This is a genomic window from Herbidospora yilanensis, from assembly GCF_001570565.1.
GTDB classification, from domain to species: domain Bacteria; phylum Actinomycetota; class Actinomycetes; order Streptosporangiales; family Streptosporangiaceae; genus Herbidospora; species Herbidospora yilanensis.
In genome coordinates this window covers 58,301-77,826 of record NZ_BBXE01000026.1, presented here as the reverse complement: position 1 = coordinate 77,826, position 19,526 = coordinate 58,301, and the positions used below count along the sequence as shown (strand labels likewise).

General features: G+C 66.3%; 16 protein-coding genes. 7 read left to right on the top strand and 9 right to left on the bottom strand.

The genetic code is table 11. The features are described from left to right. Position 1: 1 nt before the first annotated feature. From AW273_RS20760 to AW273_RS20745, 4 genes are read right to left on the bottom strand one after another with little or no spacing between them, the layout of a single operon-like run. Positions 2-1,738: a glycoside hydrolase family 127 protein gene (locus AW273_RS20760; protein WP_062350296.1), complete on the bottom strand. Its 1,737-nt coding sequence runs from the start codon at positions 1,736-1,738 to the stop codon at positions 2-4. Continuing rightward, positions 1,731-2,510: a carbohydrate ABC transporter permease gene (locus AW273_RS20755; RefSeq protein ID WP_062350293.1), complete on the bottom strand. Its 780-nt coding sequence runs from the start codon at positions 2,508-2,510 to the stop codon at positions 1,731-1,733. The genes AW273_RS20760 and AW273_RS20755 overlap by 8 nt, the downstream gene beginning before the upstream one ends. Next, the gene (locus AW273_RS20750) at positions 2,507-3,382 is read right to left on the bottom strand and encodes a carbohydrate ABC transporter permease (protein ID WP_062350290.1); all 876 of its coding nucleotides are present in this window, start codon (positions 3,380-3,382) and stop codon (positions 2,507-2,509) included. Before AW273_RS20750 ends, AW273_RS20755 begins: the two co-directional genes overlap by 4 nt. Further along, the gene (locus AW273_RS20745; RefSeq protein WP_062350287.1) at positions 3,379-4,656 is read right to left on the bottom strand and encodes an ABC transporter substrate-binding protein; all 1,278 of its coding nucleotides are present in this window, start codon (positions 4,654-4,656) and stop codon (positions 3,379-3,381) included. Before AW273_RS20745 ends, AW273_RS20750 begins: the two co-directional genes overlap by 4 nt. A gap of 148 nt (positions 4,657-4,804) precedes the next feature. Here AW273_RS20745 and AW273_RS20740 point away from each other — a divergent pair, with 148 nt between their 5' ends. The 4 genes from AW273_RS20740 to AW273_RS20725 all read left to right on the top strand — a co-directional run bounded on the left by AW273_RS20740 (position 4,805) and on the right by AW273_RS20725 (position 11,739). After that, positions 4,805-5,794, top strand: coding sequence for a LacI family DNA-binding transcriptional regulator (locus tag AW273_RS20740; protein ID WP_062350284.1), 990 nt, complete (start codon positions 4,805-4,807; stop codon positions 5,792-5,794). A 69-nt stretch (positions 5,795-5,863) separates the two neighbouring features. Beyond that, positions 5,864-7,234, top strand: coding sequence for a glycoside hydrolase family 43 protein (locus AW273_RS20735; RefSeq protein ID WP_232327522.1), 1,371 nt, complete (start codon positions 5,864-5,866; stop codon positions 7,232-7,234). Continuing rightward, positions 7,231-10,467 (top strand): discoidin domain-containing protein, encoded by a 3,237-nt coding sequence (locus tag AW273_RS20730; RefSeq protein ID WP_232327521.1) that lies wholly within the window; start codon positions 7,231-7,233, stop codon positions 10,465-10,467. Before AW273_RS20735 ends, AW273_RS20730 begins: the two co-directional genes overlap by 4 nt. A gap of 75 nt (positions 10,468-10,542) precedes the next feature. Beyond that, entirely contained in the window at positions 10,543-11,739 is a 1,197-nt protein-coding gene (locus AW273_RS20725; protein ID WP_062350274.1) for a cellulose-binding domain-containing protein, read from the top strand. Positions 11,740-11,993: 254 nt separating this feature from the next. Here the strand turns inward: AW273_RS20725 and AW273_RS36425 are convergent, their stop codons facing one another. Together AW273_RS36425 and AW273_RS20720 are read right to left on the bottom strand one after the other, a co-directional pair. Next, the gene (locus tag AW273_RS36425) at positions 11,994-12,707 is read right to left on the bottom strand and encodes an Eco29kI family restriction endonuclease (protein WP_198168263.1); all 714 of its coding nucleotides are present in this window, start codon (positions 12,705-12,707) and stop codon (positions 11,994-11,996) included. Between the two features lie 99 nt (positions 12,708-12,806). Next, complete coding sequence (locus AW273_RS20720) at positions 12,807-13,481, bottom strand: Eco29kI family restriction endonuclease (RefSeq protein ID WP_083949904.1); 675 nt, start codon at positions 13,479-13,481, stop codon at positions 12,807-12,809. A 23-nt stretch (positions 13,482-13,504) separates the two neighbouring features. On the opposite strand from AW273_RS20720, the gene AW273_RS20715 reads away from it, so the two are divergent. Both AW273_RS20715 and AW273_RS39355 read left to right on the top strand, forming a co-directional pair. Further along, positions 13,505-14,797: a DNA cytosine methyltransferase gene (locus AW273_RS20715; protein WP_062350269.1), complete on the top strand. Its 1,293-nt coding sequence runs from the start codon at positions 13,505-13,507 to the stop codon at positions 14,795-14,797. Then, entirely contained in the window at positions 14,784-15,596 is an 813-nt protein-coding gene (locus tag AW273_RS39355; protein WP_083949903.1) for a very short patch repair endonuclease, read from the top strand. The genes AW273_RS20715 and AW273_RS39355 overlap by 14 nt, the downstream gene beginning before the upstream one ends. Positions 15,597-15,765: 169 nt before the next feature. Here the strand turns inward: AW273_RS39355 and AW273_RS37335 are convergent, their stop codons facing one another. Next, the gene (locus AW273_RS37335) at positions 15,766-16,461 is read right to left on the bottom strand and encodes a hypothetical protein (protein ID WP_157555985.1); all 696 of its coding nucleotides are present in this window, start codon (positions 16,459-16,461) and stop codon (positions 15,766-15,768) included. Positions 16,462-16,565: 104 nt separating this feature from the next. After that, a complete protein-coding gene (locus AW273_RS20705; protein WP_062350261.1) occupies positions 16,566-17,282 on the bottom strand; it encodes an SDR family NAD(P)-dependent oxidoreductase in 717 nt (238 codons plus the stop codon). Between the two features lie 71 nt (positions 17,283-17,353). Here AW273_RS20705 and AW273_RS20700 point away from each other — a divergent pair, with 71 nt between their 5' ends. Continuing rightward, entirely contained in the window at positions 17,354-18,226 is an 873-nt protein-coding gene (locus AW273_RS20700) for a LysR substrate-binding domain-containing protein (RefSeq protein WP_062350259.1), read from the top strand. Here the strand turns inward: AW273_RS20700 and AW273_RS20695 are convergent. After that, complete coding sequence (locus tag AW273_RS20695) at positions 18,223-19,389, bottom strand: endo-1,4-beta-xylanase (protein ID WP_062350256.1); 1,167 nt, start codon at positions 19,387-19,389, stop codon at positions 18,223-18,225. The two genes, AW273_RS20700 and AW273_RS20695, sit on opposite strands and share 4 nt — an antisense overlap. Between the last annotated feature and the right edge of the window lie 137 nt (positions 19,390-19,526).

Genomic DNA, 19,526 nt, shown 5'->3' with positions numbered 1-19,526 from the left:
GTCACCCCTGGGGCAACCACACCCGCATCGTCGCCGGACCGTGGTTGCCCCACTGGTAATAGGGGCGCAACCGCAGCCGGACCGGTTCGGCCTCGGTCCGGGGGCGCGGCCCGTACGGCCAGGGCTGGTCTTCGGCCGAGGTCACACTGGCCGAGACCTCGATCTCCTCGTCGGCGACCTCGGGGGCGCGGGAGGTGTCGACCGTGATCCGCGTCAGCGGCGGCTCGTCGCCGGGGGACTCGGCGCAGTAGACGAGCGGGCCGCGTTCGACCGCGACGCAGCCGCGCAGCGCGTCGATCCGGGGGTCGGGTTCGACCCAGCGGGGGGTCATCCGCAGGTCGACCGACACCTCCTCGCCCGGCGCCCAGACGCGGGACCATTCGGCCGTGCCGCCGCCGGCCCAGATCGGCAGCCGCAACGACAACACCCGCAACCGGTCGGGGGCCTGGACCACGCGCAGGGTGGCGGCGCCCCGCCACGGCATCTCGGTGTCCACCTCCACCACGAAGCCGTCGTGCTCGACGCGGGCCGGGGTCAGGTGGTGGATCTGCAGCCCCGCGTCGGTGCCGGTGGCGACGTAGGCGGGGAGGGCGGCGAAGGTGCGCGCCAGGTTCGTGGGGCAGCAGGACACCGCTCGCCAGGAGGCACGCAGTCCGCCGTCCGCGCGCGGGCTGACTCCCGATGTGGCCTCTCCGGCGACTCTGACCTGAAGCGGGTTGGTGTAGAAGAACGACCGGCCGTCGAGCGCGGGCCCGGCGGCGATGACGTTGTAGAAGGTGCGTTCGGCCAGGTCGGCGTAGCGGCGGTTGCCGGTGGCCAGCAGCAGGCGGTGCGACAACATGAACGAGGCCACCCCGGCGCACGTCTCGTTGTAGGCCCGGTCGGGCGGCAGCTCCCAGTCCTCGCCGAACGACTCGCCGTTGTGCCGGGAGCCCATGCCGCCGGTGAGGTGGGTGCGGCGGGCGACGGTCCGCTCCCACTGGCGTTCGACCAGGTCGAGCAGGTCGCGGTCGTTCGTCTCGACGGCGAGGTCGACCACCGCGCTCGCCAGGTAGAGGGCCCTGACCGCGTGGCCCCGGAAGACCTCGGCCTTCCGGACCGGTACGTCGTCCTGGAAGTAGGAGCGGCCCAGTTCGATGTCGGCCAGCGCCGGGGTGCCCCGGCGGTCGATGAACCGGCGGGCCATCTCCAGGTAGCGCTCGGCCCGGGTGACCCGGTAGAGCTCGATCAGGGCCATCTCGATCTCGGGGTGCCCGCAGACGCCTCGGCTGTTCATGAACACGTCGCAGACGTGGTCGGCGGCCCGCTTCACCAGCTCGAAGAGCTCCCCGCCGCCGGACGCCCGCGCCTGGGCCACCCCCGCCTGGATGAGGTGGCCGTAGCAGTACAGCTCGTGGCCCCATTCCAGGTCGCTGTAGCGGGCGTGGCCCCACTTCGTGTTCAGGTAGCCGTCGGACTCCTGGGCCCCGGCGATCAGCGAGGTCAGCTCGTCGAGCCGGGGGTCATGGGTCCAGGCCATGCCCTCCATCAGCTTGTAGACCTCGGAGTCGCTGAACTCCCGGCCCCGGCGCGAGGCGCCGGTGAAGTTGGCCGCCCAGCCGACCCGGCAGATCCATTCGTAGCAGTGATCGATGATCGTCTCGGTGGGCAGCGAACCCCAGAAGCCGGGATTCAGACGTACCGAAGAGACCCCCAGAGGCGTCAGCACGCCGCCCGACGGAACGACAGGACTATCCACGCAGAGCTCCAGACATGAATCCGCGCACGTAGTAGCGCTGGAGAACGAGGAACAGAACCAGGCAGGGAACGGCCATGACCATGACGCCCGCCTGGAGCACGCCGTAGTCGATCGCGCCGAAGGTACGCTGCGTCATGCTCACCACGGCCACCGGCAGCGGGAAGCTCGCCCCGTCGCTGAGCAGGATCAGCGGCGCGAAGAAGTCGTTCCACGACGCCAGGAACGCGAACAGCCCGACGGTCACCAGGCCCGGCCGGACCGCGGGCAGCAACACCGACAGCAGCACCTTGACCGACCCCGCGCCGTCGACGAGCGCCGACTCCTCGATCTCCCGCGGGATCGCCTCGAACGAGTTCCGCATCATGTACAGCGCGAACGGCAACTGGAACATGACGAACACCAGGCTCAGCCCGAGCAGCGAGTTCTGCAGCCCGACGTGGTCGAGCAGGACGTACAGGGGGATCAGGATGGTCGCGTACGGGACCATGAGGATCGCCAGCGCGGCCAGGAACAGCAGGTTCTTCCCGGGGAAGTGGAACCGGGCGAACGCGTAGCCGCCCAACGTGGCGACGACCAGGGTGCCGACGACGGTCATGCCGGAGAGCATCAGGCTGTTGCCGACATAGGTCGCCAGCCCTTCCCCGTAGCCGGTGATGCTCCGATAGTTGGCCAGCGTGAAGCCCTCAGGACCCCGCACCGACGCCCAGCCGCTCCAGATCAGCGGGAACAGGAAGATGACCGCCAGGGCCAGCCTGGGCGAGTAGTACTTCACTTGGTCGTCGCCCCCCTGAGGATGCGCATCTGGACGGCGTTCAGGGCGACCAGCACGACCAGCAGCACCACCGACAACGCCGCCGCGCCGCCCAGGTCGAAACGGAAGAACGCGTTGCGGTAGACGACCATCACCATCGACACCGTGCTGTTGTCGGGGCCGCCGTTGGTGAAGATGAAGAACTGGTCGAACGCCAGCAGCGACCCCGTGATCGACAGGATCAGCATCAGCGCGAGCGTCGGCCGCAGCAGCGGCAGGGTGATCCGGGTGAAGATCTGCCACCGGTTCGCCCCGTCGGCGCGCGCCGCCTCGTACACCTCGACCGGGATGGCCTGCAGACCGGTCAGCAGGATCAGCATGTTGAACCCGGCGAACCTCCACAGGACCAGCAGGATCGTCGAGGTCAGCGCCATGTTCGGGGAGCCGATCCAGTTGACGCCGAGGAACCCGAACGGCCCGAAGTCGTTGTTCAGCAGGCCGTAGAACAGCAGCGCCGCCGCGGCGAACCCGACCGCTCCGGGCAGGAAGAACGCGGTACGGAAGAAGCCGACCCCCGGCCGGCGGTCCTGCACCAGCAGCGCCAGCCCGAGCGCCACCGCCGAGAGCAGGATCGTGACGATCACCGTGTACTTCAGGGTGAACAGCACCGAGTCGAGGAACAGCGGGTCGTCGGGGATCTTCGTGTAGTTGGCCGGGAAGTTGGGCCTGGCCTGGCCCAGCAGCGGCCACTTGTGCAGCGACATGATCACGACGAGCACCAGCGGTGCGATGAACAGCACCGCCACGATCACCGCCGTGGGAGCGGCGTACGCCCACCCGGCCAGCGCGCGGCGGCGCCGGAGCCGGGGGGCGGTCGACAACGGACTGGTCACTGCGTGAGCGACTGGTTGAGGGTCTCGTTGAGTTCGGGCAGCTTCGCGACGTCCCCGAACAGCGCCTCACGGGCGAACCGCAACCACGGCCCCTGCGGGTCGTTGTACGTTTCACCGAACTTCAGCGCGTAGGGCGTCTGGCCCTTGCCCACGAGCGAGTTGATCAGCACGACGCGCGGGTCCTCGGCCGAGTACTTGTTGTCGGCCAGGTCGGTGCGGGCGACCACGTCCTTGTTCTTGGCCATGATCTCGACCTGGGCCTCGTCGGAGACCGTCCAGGCCAGGAACTCCCAGGCCGCGTCGACGTTCTGCGAGGTCGCGGAGATGCCGACCGAGTCGCCGCCGACGAACGTAGACTCGCCGCCGTCGGGGCCGGCGATGGGCGCGACGCCGATCTTCATGTCGGCCGGCATCGAGCCGAGCGTGGTGGACGGCATCGGCATGACGCCGATCTCGCCCTTCGGGAAGAAGCCGGTCCAGGTCGGGCCCTGCTCCTCCTTCGTGGTCGGGCCGGTGACGCCGTTGTCGTACAGGCTCCGGTAGATGGAGAACACGTCGGTCATGGGGGAGGAGGCCACGGTCGACTCGGTGCCCTCGGCGTTCATGACCGTGCCGCCGGCCGCCCAGACCGAGGGCCAGAAGGTGAAGACGTAGCAGCCGCCGCAGTTGCCGCCGAAGAACGTGCCGTGCACCTTGCCGTCGGCGCCCAGCTTCTCCTGCACGGTCGTGGCCTGCTCGGCGAACTCCTTCAGGGTGGCCGGGCCCTTCTCGGGGTCGAGCCCGGCCTTCTCGTACAGGTCCTTGTTCCAGAACCAGACCGACAGGTCGAGGGTGTGCGGAAGGGTGTACTGGCGGCCCTCGTAGGTGCCGAGCCTCATGTGCGAGGGGGCCAGCGAGTCTTTGAACGGGAGCGCCGCGACGCGGTCGCTGATGTCGGCGAACAGGCCCTGCGACGTGTAGTTCGGCACGAAGATGACGTCGGCCGCGAACACGTCGGGGAGCTGCTTGGCCCCGGCCGCCGCGGCGATGCGCGGCTGGTAGTTGTCCGTCGGAATGACGGTCAGTTTGACCTGGTTCGTGTGAGACTTGTTGTAAGCCTCGACCAGGCGCTCACTCTGCGCCTGGGTCGCCGCCCGGGTCCACATCGTGATGGTGGTCGGACCTGCGGCGGCCGTCCCACCGGGGGCGCTTTCCTCCGGGGCGGCAGAACCACATGCGGCCATGGATGTCGCGAGGAGCGCCGCCGCGGCGAGCGCGGGCAGTCTTCTGAGCATGGGGGTTCCTCTCGACCGAAAAACTGAAAAGGTTTTCGGAAATGTAGCCGCAACATACGCCCCGATCGGGGGCGTGTGAAGCCCTTGCTCTGTCACAAATGCGCAGCTACCTTCTGCGGGTATACCACCACTACGGAAAAGGCTTTCGATGCAACGTATCGCCACGATCAGCGATGTGGCCCACCTGGCCGGGGTGTCGGTCGCCACTGCTTCGAAGGCGCTCAACGGCAAAGACCAGGTCCGCGCCGAGACTCGGCAGCGTGTCCTGGAGGCGGCAGAGCAACTGTCGTTCAAGCCCAATCCGGCCGCCCGGAGCCTGCTGGGCGGTCCAACGCGAACCGTCGGCCTGCTGACCAGCGACAGCGTCGGCCGCTTCGGCATCCCGGTGATGCTCGGAGCGGAGGACGCCTTCGGCGCCGGCGAGATGGCCGTGCTGCTCTGTGACGCGCGTGGCGACTCGATCAGGGAGCAGCACTACATCCGCACGCTGCTGGCCCGCCGGGTCGACGGCATCATCGTCGTGGGCGAGAGCACCGACTCGCGCCCGTCGATCAGCCGCGACCTGGGCGTTCCGGTCGTGTACGCCTACGGCCCCTCCGACGATCCCGGCGACGTGTCGTTCGTGCCCGACGACCTCGAAGGGTCCCGCACGGCCATCAAGCACCTGGTCACCCTCGGCCGCCGCCGGATCGCGCACGTCACCGGCCTGGCCACCTACCAGGCGGCACGGGAACGCGCCGAAGGCGCCGCCGCCGCGCTCGCCGACGCGGGCCTGGAACCCGGGCCGGTGTTCTGGGGCCAGTGGTCGCAGCGCTGGGGCCGCCAGGCCGCCGCGATGGTGCTGCACGCCGACCCCGAGATCGACGCGGTGTTCTGTGGCAGCGACCAGATCGCGGCCGGGTTCGTGGAGGCCGCCAGGGAACGCGGGCGGCGCATCCCCGAGGACATCGCCGTCGTCGGTTACGACAACTGGGAGGTGCTGGCCGCCGAGAGCCGCCCCCCGCTGACCACCATCGACCCCAACCTGGAGGTGCTCGGCCGCACGGCGGCCCAGCATCTGTTCGCGGCCATCGACGGCCGTGCCACCCCGGGCGTGCACCGCATGCCGGTACAGCTCGTCATCCGCGACTCCACCTGATCCTCGCACCGCCACCCGGGTGGTGCCCTACGGATGTTAGCGCTAACATCGAGGAAAGGAACCGCTCCCGTGAAACGCCGATTAGCCCTCCTGACGCCCCTCCTGCTGTTACTCGGCCTCACCCTCCCCGCCCAGGCAGCCGCCCCGATCACCACCCAGATCTACACCGCCGACCCCGCGGCGCTCGTCGTCGGCGACACGCTCTACCTCTACACGGGCCATGACGAGGCCTCGTCCACCGGCCAGAACTTCGTCATGCGCGACTGGCACGTCTACTCCTCCACCGACGCGGCCACCTTCACCGACCAGGGCGCACGCCTGGCGATCTCCAACTTCTCCTGGGCCGGCCTCGACGCCTGGGCGAGCGAGGTCGAACGCGGCGCCGACGGGCGCTACTACTGGTACGTCTCCGTCAACGGCAACGGCCCCGGCTGGATGAACATCGGCGTGGCCGTCGGCAACAGCCCCACCGGCCCGTTCACCGACGCGATCGGCGGCCCGCTGATCAGCGACTCCACCCCGAACTCCTCGCCGCTGAACATCGACCCGACCGTCTTCACCGACGACGACGGCCAGGTCTACATGTACTGGGGCTCCTACTACGGCCTGCGCGCCGTGCGGCTGAACGCCAACATGACCTCGACCCAGGGTTCGGTCGTCACCCCGCAGGGGGTGTCGAACTTCTGGGAGGCGCCGTGGATGTTCAAGCGCAACGGCACCTACTACCTGGCCTACGCGGCCAACGACTCCGGCTGCGCCACCCCGGGCTACGCGTGCGTCCGCTACGCGACCGCGTCGAACCCGCTCGGCCCGTGGACGCACCGCGGCGTCGTGCTCGACATGGTCAGCTCGACGACCAACCACCCGGCGATCATCGAGTACAAGGGCCAGTGGTACATGGTCTACCACAACGCCGCCGCGCCGGGCGGCGGCAACTTCCGCAGGTCGGTGACGCTCGACAAGCTCTATTTCAACGCCGACGGGACGATGCAGAAGGTCGTCCAGACCTCCGGCGGCACCTCGTCGAACCTGGCGCTGAGCGCCACCGCCTCGACCTCCTACGTCTCCTCGTGGGAGACCTTGAACGCCGTCAAGGACGGGTTCACGCCGACGAGCTCGGCCGACCGCTCCCACGGTGTCTACGGCAACTGGAACCAGCAGGGCACCCAATGGGTCGAATATCGCTGGCCCACGGCGCAGAACATCTCGAAGAGCGCCGCCTACTGGTTCGACGACAACCAGGGGATCGACCTGCCGGCGTCGTGCCAGCTTCAGTACTGGAACGGATCGTCCTACGTGAACATCGGTTCCTGCGGGGTCACCGCCGATCAGTTCAACACGATGACCTTCCCGCAGATCTCGACCACCCGGCTCCGGCTCAACATGACCTCTCGCGCCGGTTTCTCGACCGGAATGATCGAATGGACGGTGGGCGTGTGAAACTCCTCCGGACCTCAACCGCGCTGGCCCTCTTAGCCGGGCTGATCGTCGCAGGTCCAGCCGCTGACGCGGCGCAGACGATCGGCTTCCCCACGTTCAGCGGCGGGACCATCCCGGCCGCACCGGCGCCCTACACGACCGGCGACATGATGCAGGCCGTGTACGACGCCGAATCCTCCGGCACCGACTTCTGGATGGACCGCCTCCTCGGCAGAACAGGCAGCGACCCGGCCGGGAACTGGCTGATGACGCGGGGCCGGGCGCTCTACATGAAGACGCACAACCCCGGCACGCTGGGCTTCTCCGGCCAGGTGGCGTACTGGGAGGCGATCGGCGGGTCCTCCGCCTTCACGGTCGCGATCACCCCGGGGACCTTCTCCGAGCAGGTCTCCCAGCGGTTCCAGGCGCCTTCGTACTGGCGCAGCGTGCACACGAGCGGGTCTCTCGTGGTGACGCAGCAGAAGTTCATCACCGACAACAACGTCGCCGTGGCGAACCTCTCGATCGTCAACAACGGCACGTCGTCGTCGACGCTCCAGATCAGGGCCACCTCGCCGTACGCCAGCAGCGGGTCGGGCGGCGAACTGACGGGGCAGGTGAACGCGTACAACAACCTGACCACGCTGTTCCCCAGGCTCAGCGGCGACGACTTCACCGTCAGCGGCGGCGGCCTGAACCGCTCGGTCACCGTGGCGCCGGGCGCGACCGTGACCGCGAAGGTCGTGATGGGTTTCGTGACCAGCGAGATCCCCGACTCGCTGACCGAGTACAACGCCTACCGCGGCTATACGAACGCGACCGCGTTCGCGACGCACGTGCGGGCCTACAACCTGTGGTGGGCGCGGAACCTGCCCTACATCGACCTGGCCGAACCGGCGATCAAGAAGAACGTCTACTACCGCTGGTGGTTGATGCGCTACAACAACCTCGACGCGGACATCCCCGGCCAGACCTTCCAGTTCCCGGTGTCGATGGAGGGCGTGCTCGGCTACAACAACGCCATCGCGCTGACCCAGCCGATGCACATCGACGACCTGAAGTACCTGCGAACTCCGATGTACGCCTACGGCAACTGGTTGTCGACGGGCCAGACGTCCAGGAACGGCCGGTTCATGGACAACCCCGGCGACCCGGAGAACTGGTCGAACAGCTACACCCAGTACATCTCCGAGGCGGCGTGGCGGGCCTACCAGATCCACGGCGGCCAGCCGGCCATCGCGGGCGCGCTCGCCAGGTATGCCGAGCGTGACGTGAAGGGCCAGCTCAGCTACTACGACACCGACAACAACAAGCTCATCGAGTACGACTGGGGCGCCCTCACCGGCAACGACGCCGACGCGGTGTCGTTCCACTGGAAGCCGGGCCGGATGGACCGCGCCGAGTCGGCCTACCAGTACAGCGGCGCGCTGGCCGCCGCCCAGGCCTACGCCGCCGTCGGCAACACCGCCAAGGCCGCCGAGATGCAGACGCTGGCGACCGACATCCAGAACGCCATCGTGAACGTGCTCTGGAACCCGTCACGGCAGCTCTTCGAACACCGGCTGAAGTCGACGAACGAGCACGTGCCGTGGAAGGAGATCAACAACTACTATCCGTTCGCGGTCGGCGCGATCCCCAACACGGCGACCTACCGGCAGGCGCTACGGCTCTACGACGACCCCGCGCAGTACCCGATCTTCCCCTTCTACACCGCCAACCAGGTCGACAAGGCCGCCGCCGCGGCCCAGGGCGAGCCCGGGTCGAACAACTTCTCCACCATCAACTCGACCGTGCAGTTCCGCCTCTACTCGTCGGTCCTGCGCAACTACCCGAACTCGTGGATGACGGCCAACGACTACAAGAAGCTGCTGTACTGGAACACCTGGGCCCAGTACGTCGGCGGCAACACCGCCTGGCCCGACGCCAACGAGTTCTGGGCCGACTGGAACGGCAACTCGGTGCAGTACCGCTCGTGGATCCACCACAACATCCTCGGCAGCGGCAACTGGACGGTGATCGAGGACGTCGCCGGCCTGCGCCCGCGCAACGACGCGAAGGTGGAACTCTCGCCGATCAACATCGGCTGGACCCACTTCACCGTCAACAACCTGCGCTACCGCAACGCCGACCTGACCATCACCTGGGACGACCCCAACGACGGGGTGACCCGCTACCCGGGTGTGCCGCAGGGCTACTCGATCTTCATCAACGGCACCCGCGTCGCCACGGTGAACTCCCTGGTGCCGTTCACGTGGGACCCGGCGACCGGCGCCGTGACCACGTCGGGAACGGTCGCCTACAACCAGGCGTACCCGGGCCTCCAGACGCCGTCGCAGGTGTCCTTCACGAGCGGGCGGATGACCGACATCCTGGCCAAGGCCGGGATCAACGTGGCCCCCGGGCTCATCCCCGCCTCCGGCAGCGCCTCCACGACGGCATCGGGCGGCAACGTGGCCGGCGCGGTCGACGGGTTGCCGGTCAACGAGCCGTTCTGGGGTGGCACGGGGTCGACGACCGACTGGTACGAGCTGAACCTGGGCTCGTCACAGCCGGTCAACGAGGTGCGGTTGTGGTTCAAGGACTCACGCCCCGCCTCGGCGACCTACCGAGCGCCATCCGTCTACACGATCCAGTACCTGAACGGATCGACGTGGACGGCGGTGCCCTCGCAGACGAAGACCCCCGCCGCGCCGCGGGCGAACTACAACGTGGTGACCTTCCCGCCGGTGTCCACGGCGCGGATCCGCGTCCAGGTGACCAACGCGGGAAGCGCCAAGACCGGCCTGACGGAGATCGCCGCCTACAACCGGGGCGGCACCCCGCCTCCCGTCACCAACCTGGCCCTGTCGGCGACGCCGTCGGCTTCCTACACCTCATCGTGGGAGTCGGTGGCGGCGCTGAACGACGGCATCCAGCCGCCGTCGTCGAACGACACCGTGAACCCGCGGTGGGGAACCTGGCCGGAGACCGGTCAGCAGTGGGCGGAACTGACCTGGCCCTCCGCCCAGACGCTCGGCCGCGCGGAGGTGTACTTCTTCGACGACGAGCAGGGCATCGACATGCCGTCGGCCTGGAAGCTCCAGTACTGGAACGGGTCGTCCTACGTCGACCTGCCGGGCACCTACGGCCTGGCGAAGAACCAGTTCAACGCGGTCACCTTCACACCCGTGAACAGCACCCGCCTGAGAGTGGTGCTGACCAGCACGGGCACGGCGTCACTCGGACTCCTTGAGGTCCGGGCGTTCGCGAACTAGGTCCATCGGCGGGTGCCGTCACTCTTCCGGACGGCACCCGCTCCCACCTATCCCTTGAATGGGAGCGCTCCCACAATGCGAACATCCATCTGGGCCGTGACCTTCTCGGTCATGGCCGCGCTGGGCGTGATCGCCGCCCAGCCCGCGCAGGCGGCCGTCGCCTGCTCCGTGACCTACGCCAAGACGTGGGACAACGGCGGCGCCTTCGGGGCCAACGTGACGATCAACAACCTCGGCGACCCGCTCGACCCGTGGGTCCTGCGATTCACCTGGCCGGGGAACCAGCAGGTCGGTCAGGGCTGGAACGGGACGTGGGCCCAGTCGGGCCAGAACGTGACCGTGACCGCACCGGGATACGCGCCCGTCCTGTCCACGGGCGCGAGTGTCACGGTGGGGCTCAACGGGACCTACAGCGGGACCAACACGGTGCCGAGTTCGTACTCGGTCAACGGGGTGACCTGCGGCGGCTCCGTCCCACCTTCGCCGACTCCTTCGCCGACTCCCTCCCCGACGCCCACTCCGACCTCTTCGACGGGCTGGAACCCGCCCGCGAATCTGGTCAACCCGCTCAACCAGGTCTGGTCGCACGTCGAGAGCACCTACGGGAACCTCTACGGGTTCCGCAACTACGGCTGGGACCAGGTCATGGCCAACCGGGGCTACGTGAACTACTGCGTGCGCTGGGACTCCCCGGCCTCGGTGACCGCCGCCCAGCGCGACGCCATCCACGCCGCGTTGCAGCGGCAGTTCAAGAAGTGGATGGACGTCATGGCCGGGCACAACGCCTGGCCCTACGCCGACGTGCCGGTGAGGGTCGTCGGCTGGGCCGTCCGCGACCGGGCGCAACTCCAGTGGACCGACAACTCCGTCGACATCTACGTGGGCGACATCCGCGAGAACGCGCCGCAGTGCGCGCCGCCGTGCGGCCGGTTCTTCAACCAGGGCGGGACGTACCCGAACTGCCCGGGAGGCGTCGCGCGGCACTACGACATGTCACTGTGGCTGACCGCCGGCATGGGCGGCGGCGCGGGCGGCGACTGGGGGCAGCGCATGGGCTCCGAGTACTTCATGAACAACATCAACGCCTCGAACATGCACATCCTGCTGCACGAGATAGGGCACACCTTCGGGCTGGACGACTTCTACGACTGGACTCCGACGGGCGTGGGCGGCTTCCTGATGAAGGCCGGCAGCGCATCACAGATCACGGAGTTCGACGCGTGGATGCTGCGTGACTTCTGGCGCCACCTGAAGAGCAGGTATGGGCTCTGATTAGGAGGGGTGCGCCTGGCCTTGACCGGGCGCACCCGTCCGCTGAGTGAATCCCTGGGCGCGAGCCGCGACCTATTTTCCCGGGAAGTGTATGGGAGCGACTTGCGAACGCGATTTGTACACACATTAAGGCCCTGGTCCCGGTAGGGCGTTCTCGAAGAGATCGTGCACTTCAGATAAACTAGGGCGGGTTTTGGCGCGACTCACTCCTGATCGCGCGAGCTGAGCTCAACCTGGGCCAGAGAATGTGACAATCAAATCTCGCCAGAACCCGTAAGGTCATACGAGGGCTCGTCCGCTAGTACGTCCTCGGGTATGGGAAAACGAGACACGATCGCATTCATCGCTTTGCGTACCTTCGCTTCTAAGCGCTCCCGCGGCTCAGGGTTGACCGGTAGCTTCTCCGCCCACCTTCTGCCGGGATGAAGGGTGTCCCATGGAGATCGAGCCTGCTCGTAGCGGCCTCGTCCGGGGTCGTTGTTCCCGAAACCGTCAAGCACTCGATTCCAAATCGGGGTGTATCGCTGCAGTAGCCCAAATTCCCCCAGTGGGATCCAGATGTCCTTCACTCGAAGATAGCGCACTCGAAAATCGGTGATCTTTAGTGTCGACGTCGCCATCTCGATGGAGCGAGTATGTTTCCGAATACGATCACTGAGGGTCTTGTCCTTGGAATTCCGCAGATTGCCGTGACGACTGCCCGACGCCGTGGCCTTCCCCACATAGATCGGCACGGCGTCGGGCCCGACACCGAGGTCCGCGTTGGCCCCGCGGCGACACAATTCGCCCAGTGGAGCGTAGAGACCGGTGCTCCCCACAAAATAAAGGGCGTAAAGGCCGGGTCCCGCGAATGGGTCAGGTGGTAGTGACCGGATGGGTTCACGTTCCAGGGCGTCGGCGACGCTCTGGGCCAGATTCCTCTCATCCAAGGGGTTGTACGGCTCGTACGGCTCGATGTGGTCGTCCACGAGAGAGAGGCTAAGCCACATAACCGACATCTGGTGAGAATAGATTCAACCCCGGCTACGTCCGCCCGTGCCCTCGCCTTGTGCCTGTGGATACATCCGCTACCGCCACGGGATCTCGCCGATCAACGCGATCCGTTCGGCTATGTGTGCTCGGGCGCGCTCGATCAACGCGTCACGATCGTGTGGACTGCTCCCGTACGATCTGCTCCGCCCGGCGTGGACCGTGTCCCATTTAGTGCGCGCGCTCTTTCTCGTCGAGGAGCCTTGCTCGTTGCTCCCGAAGCCACGAAGGATCGCGTTCCAGACCGGCTGATAGTTGACACGCAGGCCGTTCTCCCCGAGGTCGGCGTGGACATCGGGCATGAGAAGGAGTCGTACGGCGAAGTCCGTCAATGTGAGGTTGCCGCCGGCGATGGACCTCCCGTGCCCGCTGACACGCGAGAAAAGTGGGGTTCGGCCACTCACGGCGACGCCCGTCGCGCTGTTGTGAGAGTGGGACTGGCCCACGTACACAGGAACGTCGTGTCCTACGAGGGGCACGTACAGAGTCTCGATGGTCCCCGTGTAGTAGATCGCGTAGAGACCCGACCCCTCGAAACGAGGTAGCTCGGGGAGGGGTGTCAGGGGCTGCGCCTCAAGCTCACGACAGATGACCGAGGTGATGTTCCGGGTGTCCATCGGGTCATAGAAGCGAGGGGTGAAGGCTGTCACGGCGAGAGAGTAGCGTCGATCATCTCGATATCGAACACTTTTCCCAAAGCTCTTGAAGATCATCAACTCCGCGGTATGCTTTCGGCATGCCTGATCAGCGAGAAGAAGTCATCGGTCGATCCGCTGTCGAGCTCTTCGCTGGTGGAGGAGGTCTGGCCATGGCCGTCCACCGCGCTGGCTTCAGGCCATTGCTGTTCAACGAGTTCGCGAGAAGAGCCTGTGAGACTCTCGTGGCCAACGGCGCGCGGCGCGTCGAGGAAGGCGCCGATCCATGGATTCCCGGTCCGGGCCAACCATGGCCGTTGATCGAGGGCGATATCCGCAAGGTGGAGTTCGGCTACCTGGAGGGCAAGGTTGACGTCCTGGCGGGAGGGCCACCTTGCCAGCCCTTCAGTCTGGGTGGTGTCGCCAAAGGCGACGAGGACGAGCGCAACATGTTCCCGCAGATGTTTCGGGCCATTCGCGAGACCCGCCCCAAGGCCGTCATCTGCGAGAACGTTCGAGGCCTTTTGCGTCCATCGTTCAAGCCCTACTTCGATTACATTCTGCGTGAGATGTGCCTCCCGTTCGAGGAACGCGACGAAGGCGCGAGTTGGCTGGAACATGACGCCGTGCTGCGGTCTCGGCTGGGAGCGGCGAATGGCGACCCGTCCCGCCGATATGAGGTCCTGATGGTCCCGGTCAACGCCGCCGACTACGGTGTGCCGCAGATCAGGCAACGGATCATCATCGTGGCTTTTCGCGCGGATCTGGGTGTTGACATAAGGCGGTTCGAGAACCTCGTCAAGCCTCGCTTCTCCGAAGCGGCCCTCATACGGTCGATGTGGGACGGCGACTATTGGGCACGCCATGACGTCCCAGACCAGGTCAGGAATCGTGTGTTGGCGCGGCTTCCTCAAGAGATGACAATCGAGGACGACGGGATGCGCCCATGGCGAACGATGCGAGACGCGCTGGCGGGAATCCCGGAGATCCAGGGATGTGAGAAGCCGCTCCCGCCCATCCTCCCGGAACATATGGACCGGAAAGAGAGACACCTGGGCGGCGTGAGTGATCACATCGGTTGGCCCGGGGCTCGGATCTACACGGGTCACACTCCTAACGAGCTTGATCGGCCGGCCAAGACGGTCAAGGCGGGGGTTCACGGTGTTCCCGGTGGTGAGTCGGTAGTCATGCTGGACAACGGAACACACCGCTATATGACCGTGCGGGAGACGGCTCGCGTTATGACCTTCCCTGACGACTGGCGCCTTGAAGGCCCCAGAGGAGAGAAGATGCGGCAGCTTGGCAACGCGGTTCCCGTGGTGCTCGGTGAGGTTTTCGCGAGCGCGGTCGCGCGAGTCCTGGAAGAGGCACGGCAAGGCCATGACCGCGGCTGAGGGACGCTGGAAGCGTCGACCTCCCCCGGATCGGGCTTGGAGGGGGCGCGAAGGGCGCACACGCGCTCAGGCCGCGGAGGAACAGGACCGGGCGGCCGGTGGTCGCCAGGTTCGGTTCGTAGATCTTGGAGATGGGCGTCAGGCGTGCGCGTCCATCTATCTAAAGCTTTTGCCCAAAACGCGACGCATTCGCGCGTATCTGCGATGGTCTGATCGTGGCCGCTCACCAGCACGCTATGTTGGCGAGGTCGAGCACGAGACGCGAGCGGAAAACCTCGCACAGGGTTGGCTCCTGGCGGTACGCCGTGGTCTCCTCAGCGCGAAGCCACCTGCCAGCGTGGTCGAATCGATGGCCGAGTCATGGGCATCGAGTCCCGCGGTGCGGTCGGTCATGCGTGCCAATCGCGGGCGGGACACTCGTCCGGAACGAGCACTGCGCTCAGCGGTTCACGCCCTTGGATTGAGATATCGGGTAGGCGTTCGTCCGCTGCCAGGAGTGCGGCGCACCGCTGACATGGTCTTCACCAGAGACAAGATCGCGGTTTTCCTCGACGGTTGCTATTGGCATGGGTGCGAAGAGCACTACCGTCCCGCACGCAAGAACGCCGAGTTCTGGTCCCAGAAGATCTCCTCAAACCGAGCACGAGACCGAGAGACCGACAGCGTTCTGCGAGACGCCGGGTGGCAGGTAATTCGGATCTGGGAACATGAACCTGCTAGAGAGGCCGCGGCTCGTGTCGCTGAGACAGTTCACAGGAGACGTTCCGCAGCGTCGAAATTACGATCTGCCAATAACTGACAGCAATAAGCGACCCAGGTAATGGATAGGTCACTCTCTTACGAATGAGTCGCATCAAACGGTTTTCCTGATTCCAGTTCGTACGGTGCCATCCAAGCTATCTGAAAAGTGGCCAAGCCCTTCGAGACGTCTGGCAGACTTGTCTTTCTAATAAGTCTTTGTCATGCCGTTAGGGGCGATCCACGCCCTGATGGCTTTCAGGCTCTTCTTTGACCTCATCGCCGGTCGCCGCGACGATGCTACGGCCGGATCCGACAGTTGTCATGAAAGCATCCAGCTTGCTTATCGAGGGCCCAGAAAGCCGCCTCGCCAGGTGCTCAACGTATGCGGCGCGCATAGGCCACTCAAGGGCTTTCAGGGCGTGAGCGATGGCTTGGAGGACATCATGGTGGTGCTCCCCGTGGGCGGTTCCGGAGAGCAGAGTAAGTTCGGGAAGCTCGCGGGCTGTCTGGAGATCGGTGATGACGGGGATGGTCTCAGGACCGACGACCAGGGGGCTCAAGGTCAGGCCAGGGTGGCCAACAAGGAGTGGTGGTCGGAGGCGTTGGGCCGTTGGCCTGGGCGCGAAAACCAGGAGAACGGTGGGTCGCCGGTGGCGGGCCCAGACATCCGCCGCGCAGGGAACCCAGTCGCGAAATTCTTCATGCTCATGGAGCCGCACCTCGACTACGACCGCCAGAACGATTGTGTCGCCGTCAAGGAGGAGAATCACTAAGTGGTGATGATCTGCGGCGATATCGGTGGTTTCCACCCGAATTGATGTGTATTTCGGAGTATCGAAGCCCAATTCCGCGAAGAGCCGAGTGGCCAGGGAGGGAGATCGCCGGATCAGTTCGATGAGAACCTCGTGCTCGGACTGGATCATGGCGAGGAATTTACCTCATCCGAATCGAACTGGCGATCGAACATTTCCCTCGAAATTCGGGCCAATCCCAACATTCTGCGAGTGAAATATTATGAGCGGCCTCGCTAAGCCGTCTGCCCGCCGTCGAGCGGAATGCGGGCCCCGTTGAGATAACCCGATTCGTCCCCCGCCAGGAACACCGCCATGTCGGCGACGTCCTCCACCGTCCCGATCCGCCGCGACGGGATGGCCTCCAGGTCGACGTGCTCGCGGGCGGCCAGCGACATCGGCGCGTCCACGATGGGCAACGTCAACGCGTTCGCCGTCAGCCCGAACGGCCCGTATTCGTGCGCCCACGTCTGCGTCAGGTTCTCCAGCGCCGCCTTGCTGGCGTTGTAGACCGACGCCCCCGGCCACGTCCGCGTCACCCCGATGCTGGAGATGTTCACGATCCGCCCGCCCGGCTTCCTGATGAGGTACGGCAGCACGTCCCGCGTCACCTGGAACGCCGCCCGGAAGTTCAGCCCCACGATCCGGTCGAAATCGTCGTCGGTCACCTGGTCGGTCACCGTGTCCCCGAAGGCGGCGGCGTTGTTGACCAGCACGTTCAGCCCGCCGTGGGCCTCGACGGCGGCGACGAGGGCGTGGCGGGTCCCGGCCGAGGTCAGGTCACCCGGCACGAACGTGGCGGCCCCGATCTCCTCGGCGATCCGCTCACCGAGGTCGGCCCGGCGGCCGGTGAGCACCACGGTCGCCCCTTCGGCGCCGAAACGCCGCGCGATGCCCTCGCCGATTCCCGAGGTGCCGCCGGTGACGAGTGCGATCTTGCCTGAAAGTCTCATGGCTCCGAGGCTAGGAGCAGGGTCTTAATAAGATCAAAGACCGTTTTCCGATACGTCGATAAGCTGTGCGCATGAACTTCGAGCTGCGCCACCTGGAGGGCTTCGTCGCCCTGGCCGAGGAGCTCCACTTCGCCCGCGCCGCCGAACGCCTCCACATCGCCCAGCCGGCCCTGTCCCAGCAGATCCAGAAGCTGGAGTCCGTCCTGGGCGTCGAACTCCTCATCAGGGAGAAACGCCGCACCCGCCTGACCTCCGTGGGCGAGCTGTTCCTGGTCGAGGCCCGCCGCACCCTCGCCCAGGCGAAGGCCGCGCAGGCGGTCGCCGACCGGGCCAGACGCGGCGAACTGGGGCGGTTGAGGGTGGCGTACATGCCGACGACCTCCTCGGGCCCCTTCCTGGCCATGCTCGCCGACTTCCGCGACCGACACGCCGGGGTCGAGGTCGATCTGCTCGAACTGCCGCTCGGCACCACGAGCCAGCCGCCCGATGTGGACGTCGCCTTCATCTCCCGGATCGGCGGCATCGACTGCCCGGAGGGGGCGATCCTCTCGGTCGAACCGTTCATCGCGGCCCTGCCGGTGAAACACCGTCTGGCGTCCCACCCGGTGATCGAGATCGCCGAGCTGGCCGACGACCCGTTCGTCTTCCTCGACCTCGCCGACTGCGCCGAATGGGCCCAGACGGTGCACGACATGTGCACGTCGGCCGGCTTCCGCCCCCACGTCACCCACCGTGTCTGCCAGGTCTCCACGCAGCTCATGAGCGTCGCGGCCGGGCTGGGCGTCGCCCTGGTCCCGGCCTCGACGGAGGGCCTGCGAAGGGAGGGGGTGGCCTTCGTCCCGCTGAAGGGGCCGACGGCCACGATCACCGGAGCGGCCCTGTGGCGAACCTCTGACACCTCGCCGGTGCTGGAGAGGTTCGTACAGGGCCTTGTCCCGTATTAGCGGCGAGGTCTGGGCTGGACGTGCGGCGGGCCCGCGAACACCAGGTCAGACTTGATCGAGTTGTAAGCCCGCTTCGGCAGATAGTTCTCGTCGTACAGCGTCGCCAGCCCCTCCGGCGGGTTGGTGAACCACGTCGGCACCCACGAGTGCTTGTCCGTGAAGCCCCACACCGTGTACGACAAACAGTTCCGGTTCAGCAGGCACGCCTGCAACAGGACGCTGAAGTTCGACGCCGACGCCTGCAGGCGCGGGTTGATCTCGTTGGAGTCGCCCGCCTGCACCCCGGCCGTCATCTGGCTGCGCACGTCGACCTCGGTGAACGCCGACACCATCCCCAGGTCGGAGAACGCGTCCAGGACCTCCTTCACCTGGAAGGCGTCGAAGTTGCCGTACTGCGTCCCCAGATGGCCCTGGGAGCCGAATCCGTCGATCGGCACACCCTGCGCGCGCAGGTTCTTGATCAGGTTGTAGATGAACCACACCTTGTCGGAGGGTCCGCGGTCGCCGAAGGCCTCCATGTTGTAGTCGTTGTAGAAGAGCAGCGCGTGGGGGTCGGCGGCGCGGGCCCAGCGGAAGGCGTCGGCGATGTAGGTCGGGCCGAGGTTCTGGGCCCAGAAGCCCTTCAGGTGGATCTCCGAGGGGGTGTCCCACGGGTCGCTGGCGGCCTCGTTGACGACGTCCCACTGCCAGATCTTGCCCTTGTAGCGCTTCACCACGGTCGTGATGTGCTTCTTCAGCAGGTCGCGCAGCTCGGTCTTGGAGATCGTGCCGTTGGCCACGCCCTCGGTCAGCCACGTCGGCAACTGGTTGTGCCACACGAGCACGTGCCCGCGGACCTTCTGGTTGTTCTTCTTCGCGAAGTCGATCAACGTGTCGGCGGGGCCCCAGTTGTAGGTGCCGCGAGTGGGTTCGAGGCTCTCCCACTTCATGGCGTTCTCGTGGGTGACGCTGCTGAACTGCTGGGTGGCGATGGCCTTGTACTGGGGTTCGGCCAGGGCGTCGTTGCTGATGGCGGTGCCGATCGCCAGGTTGTGCCGGGCGGCCAGGGCTTTCAGGCTCTGGTCCTGTACGGCCGGAGGCCGGCCGTTGGCCGACACGGGTCCCTGGCTGAGCACAGCCACGAGTCCGAGCGCCGTGGCCGCGATGACCACCAGTCGTCTCATCGAACTCTCTCCTTTGGGGGGTCAGGCTCCAAAATGTTTCGGAGATGTTCCGAAACCGGATGCTAACCGTGTCGGGCAAAGTGAGAAAGACCCAGTTTGAAACGCCGAAAAGTTTCGATGGCATTGACAGCCGGGGC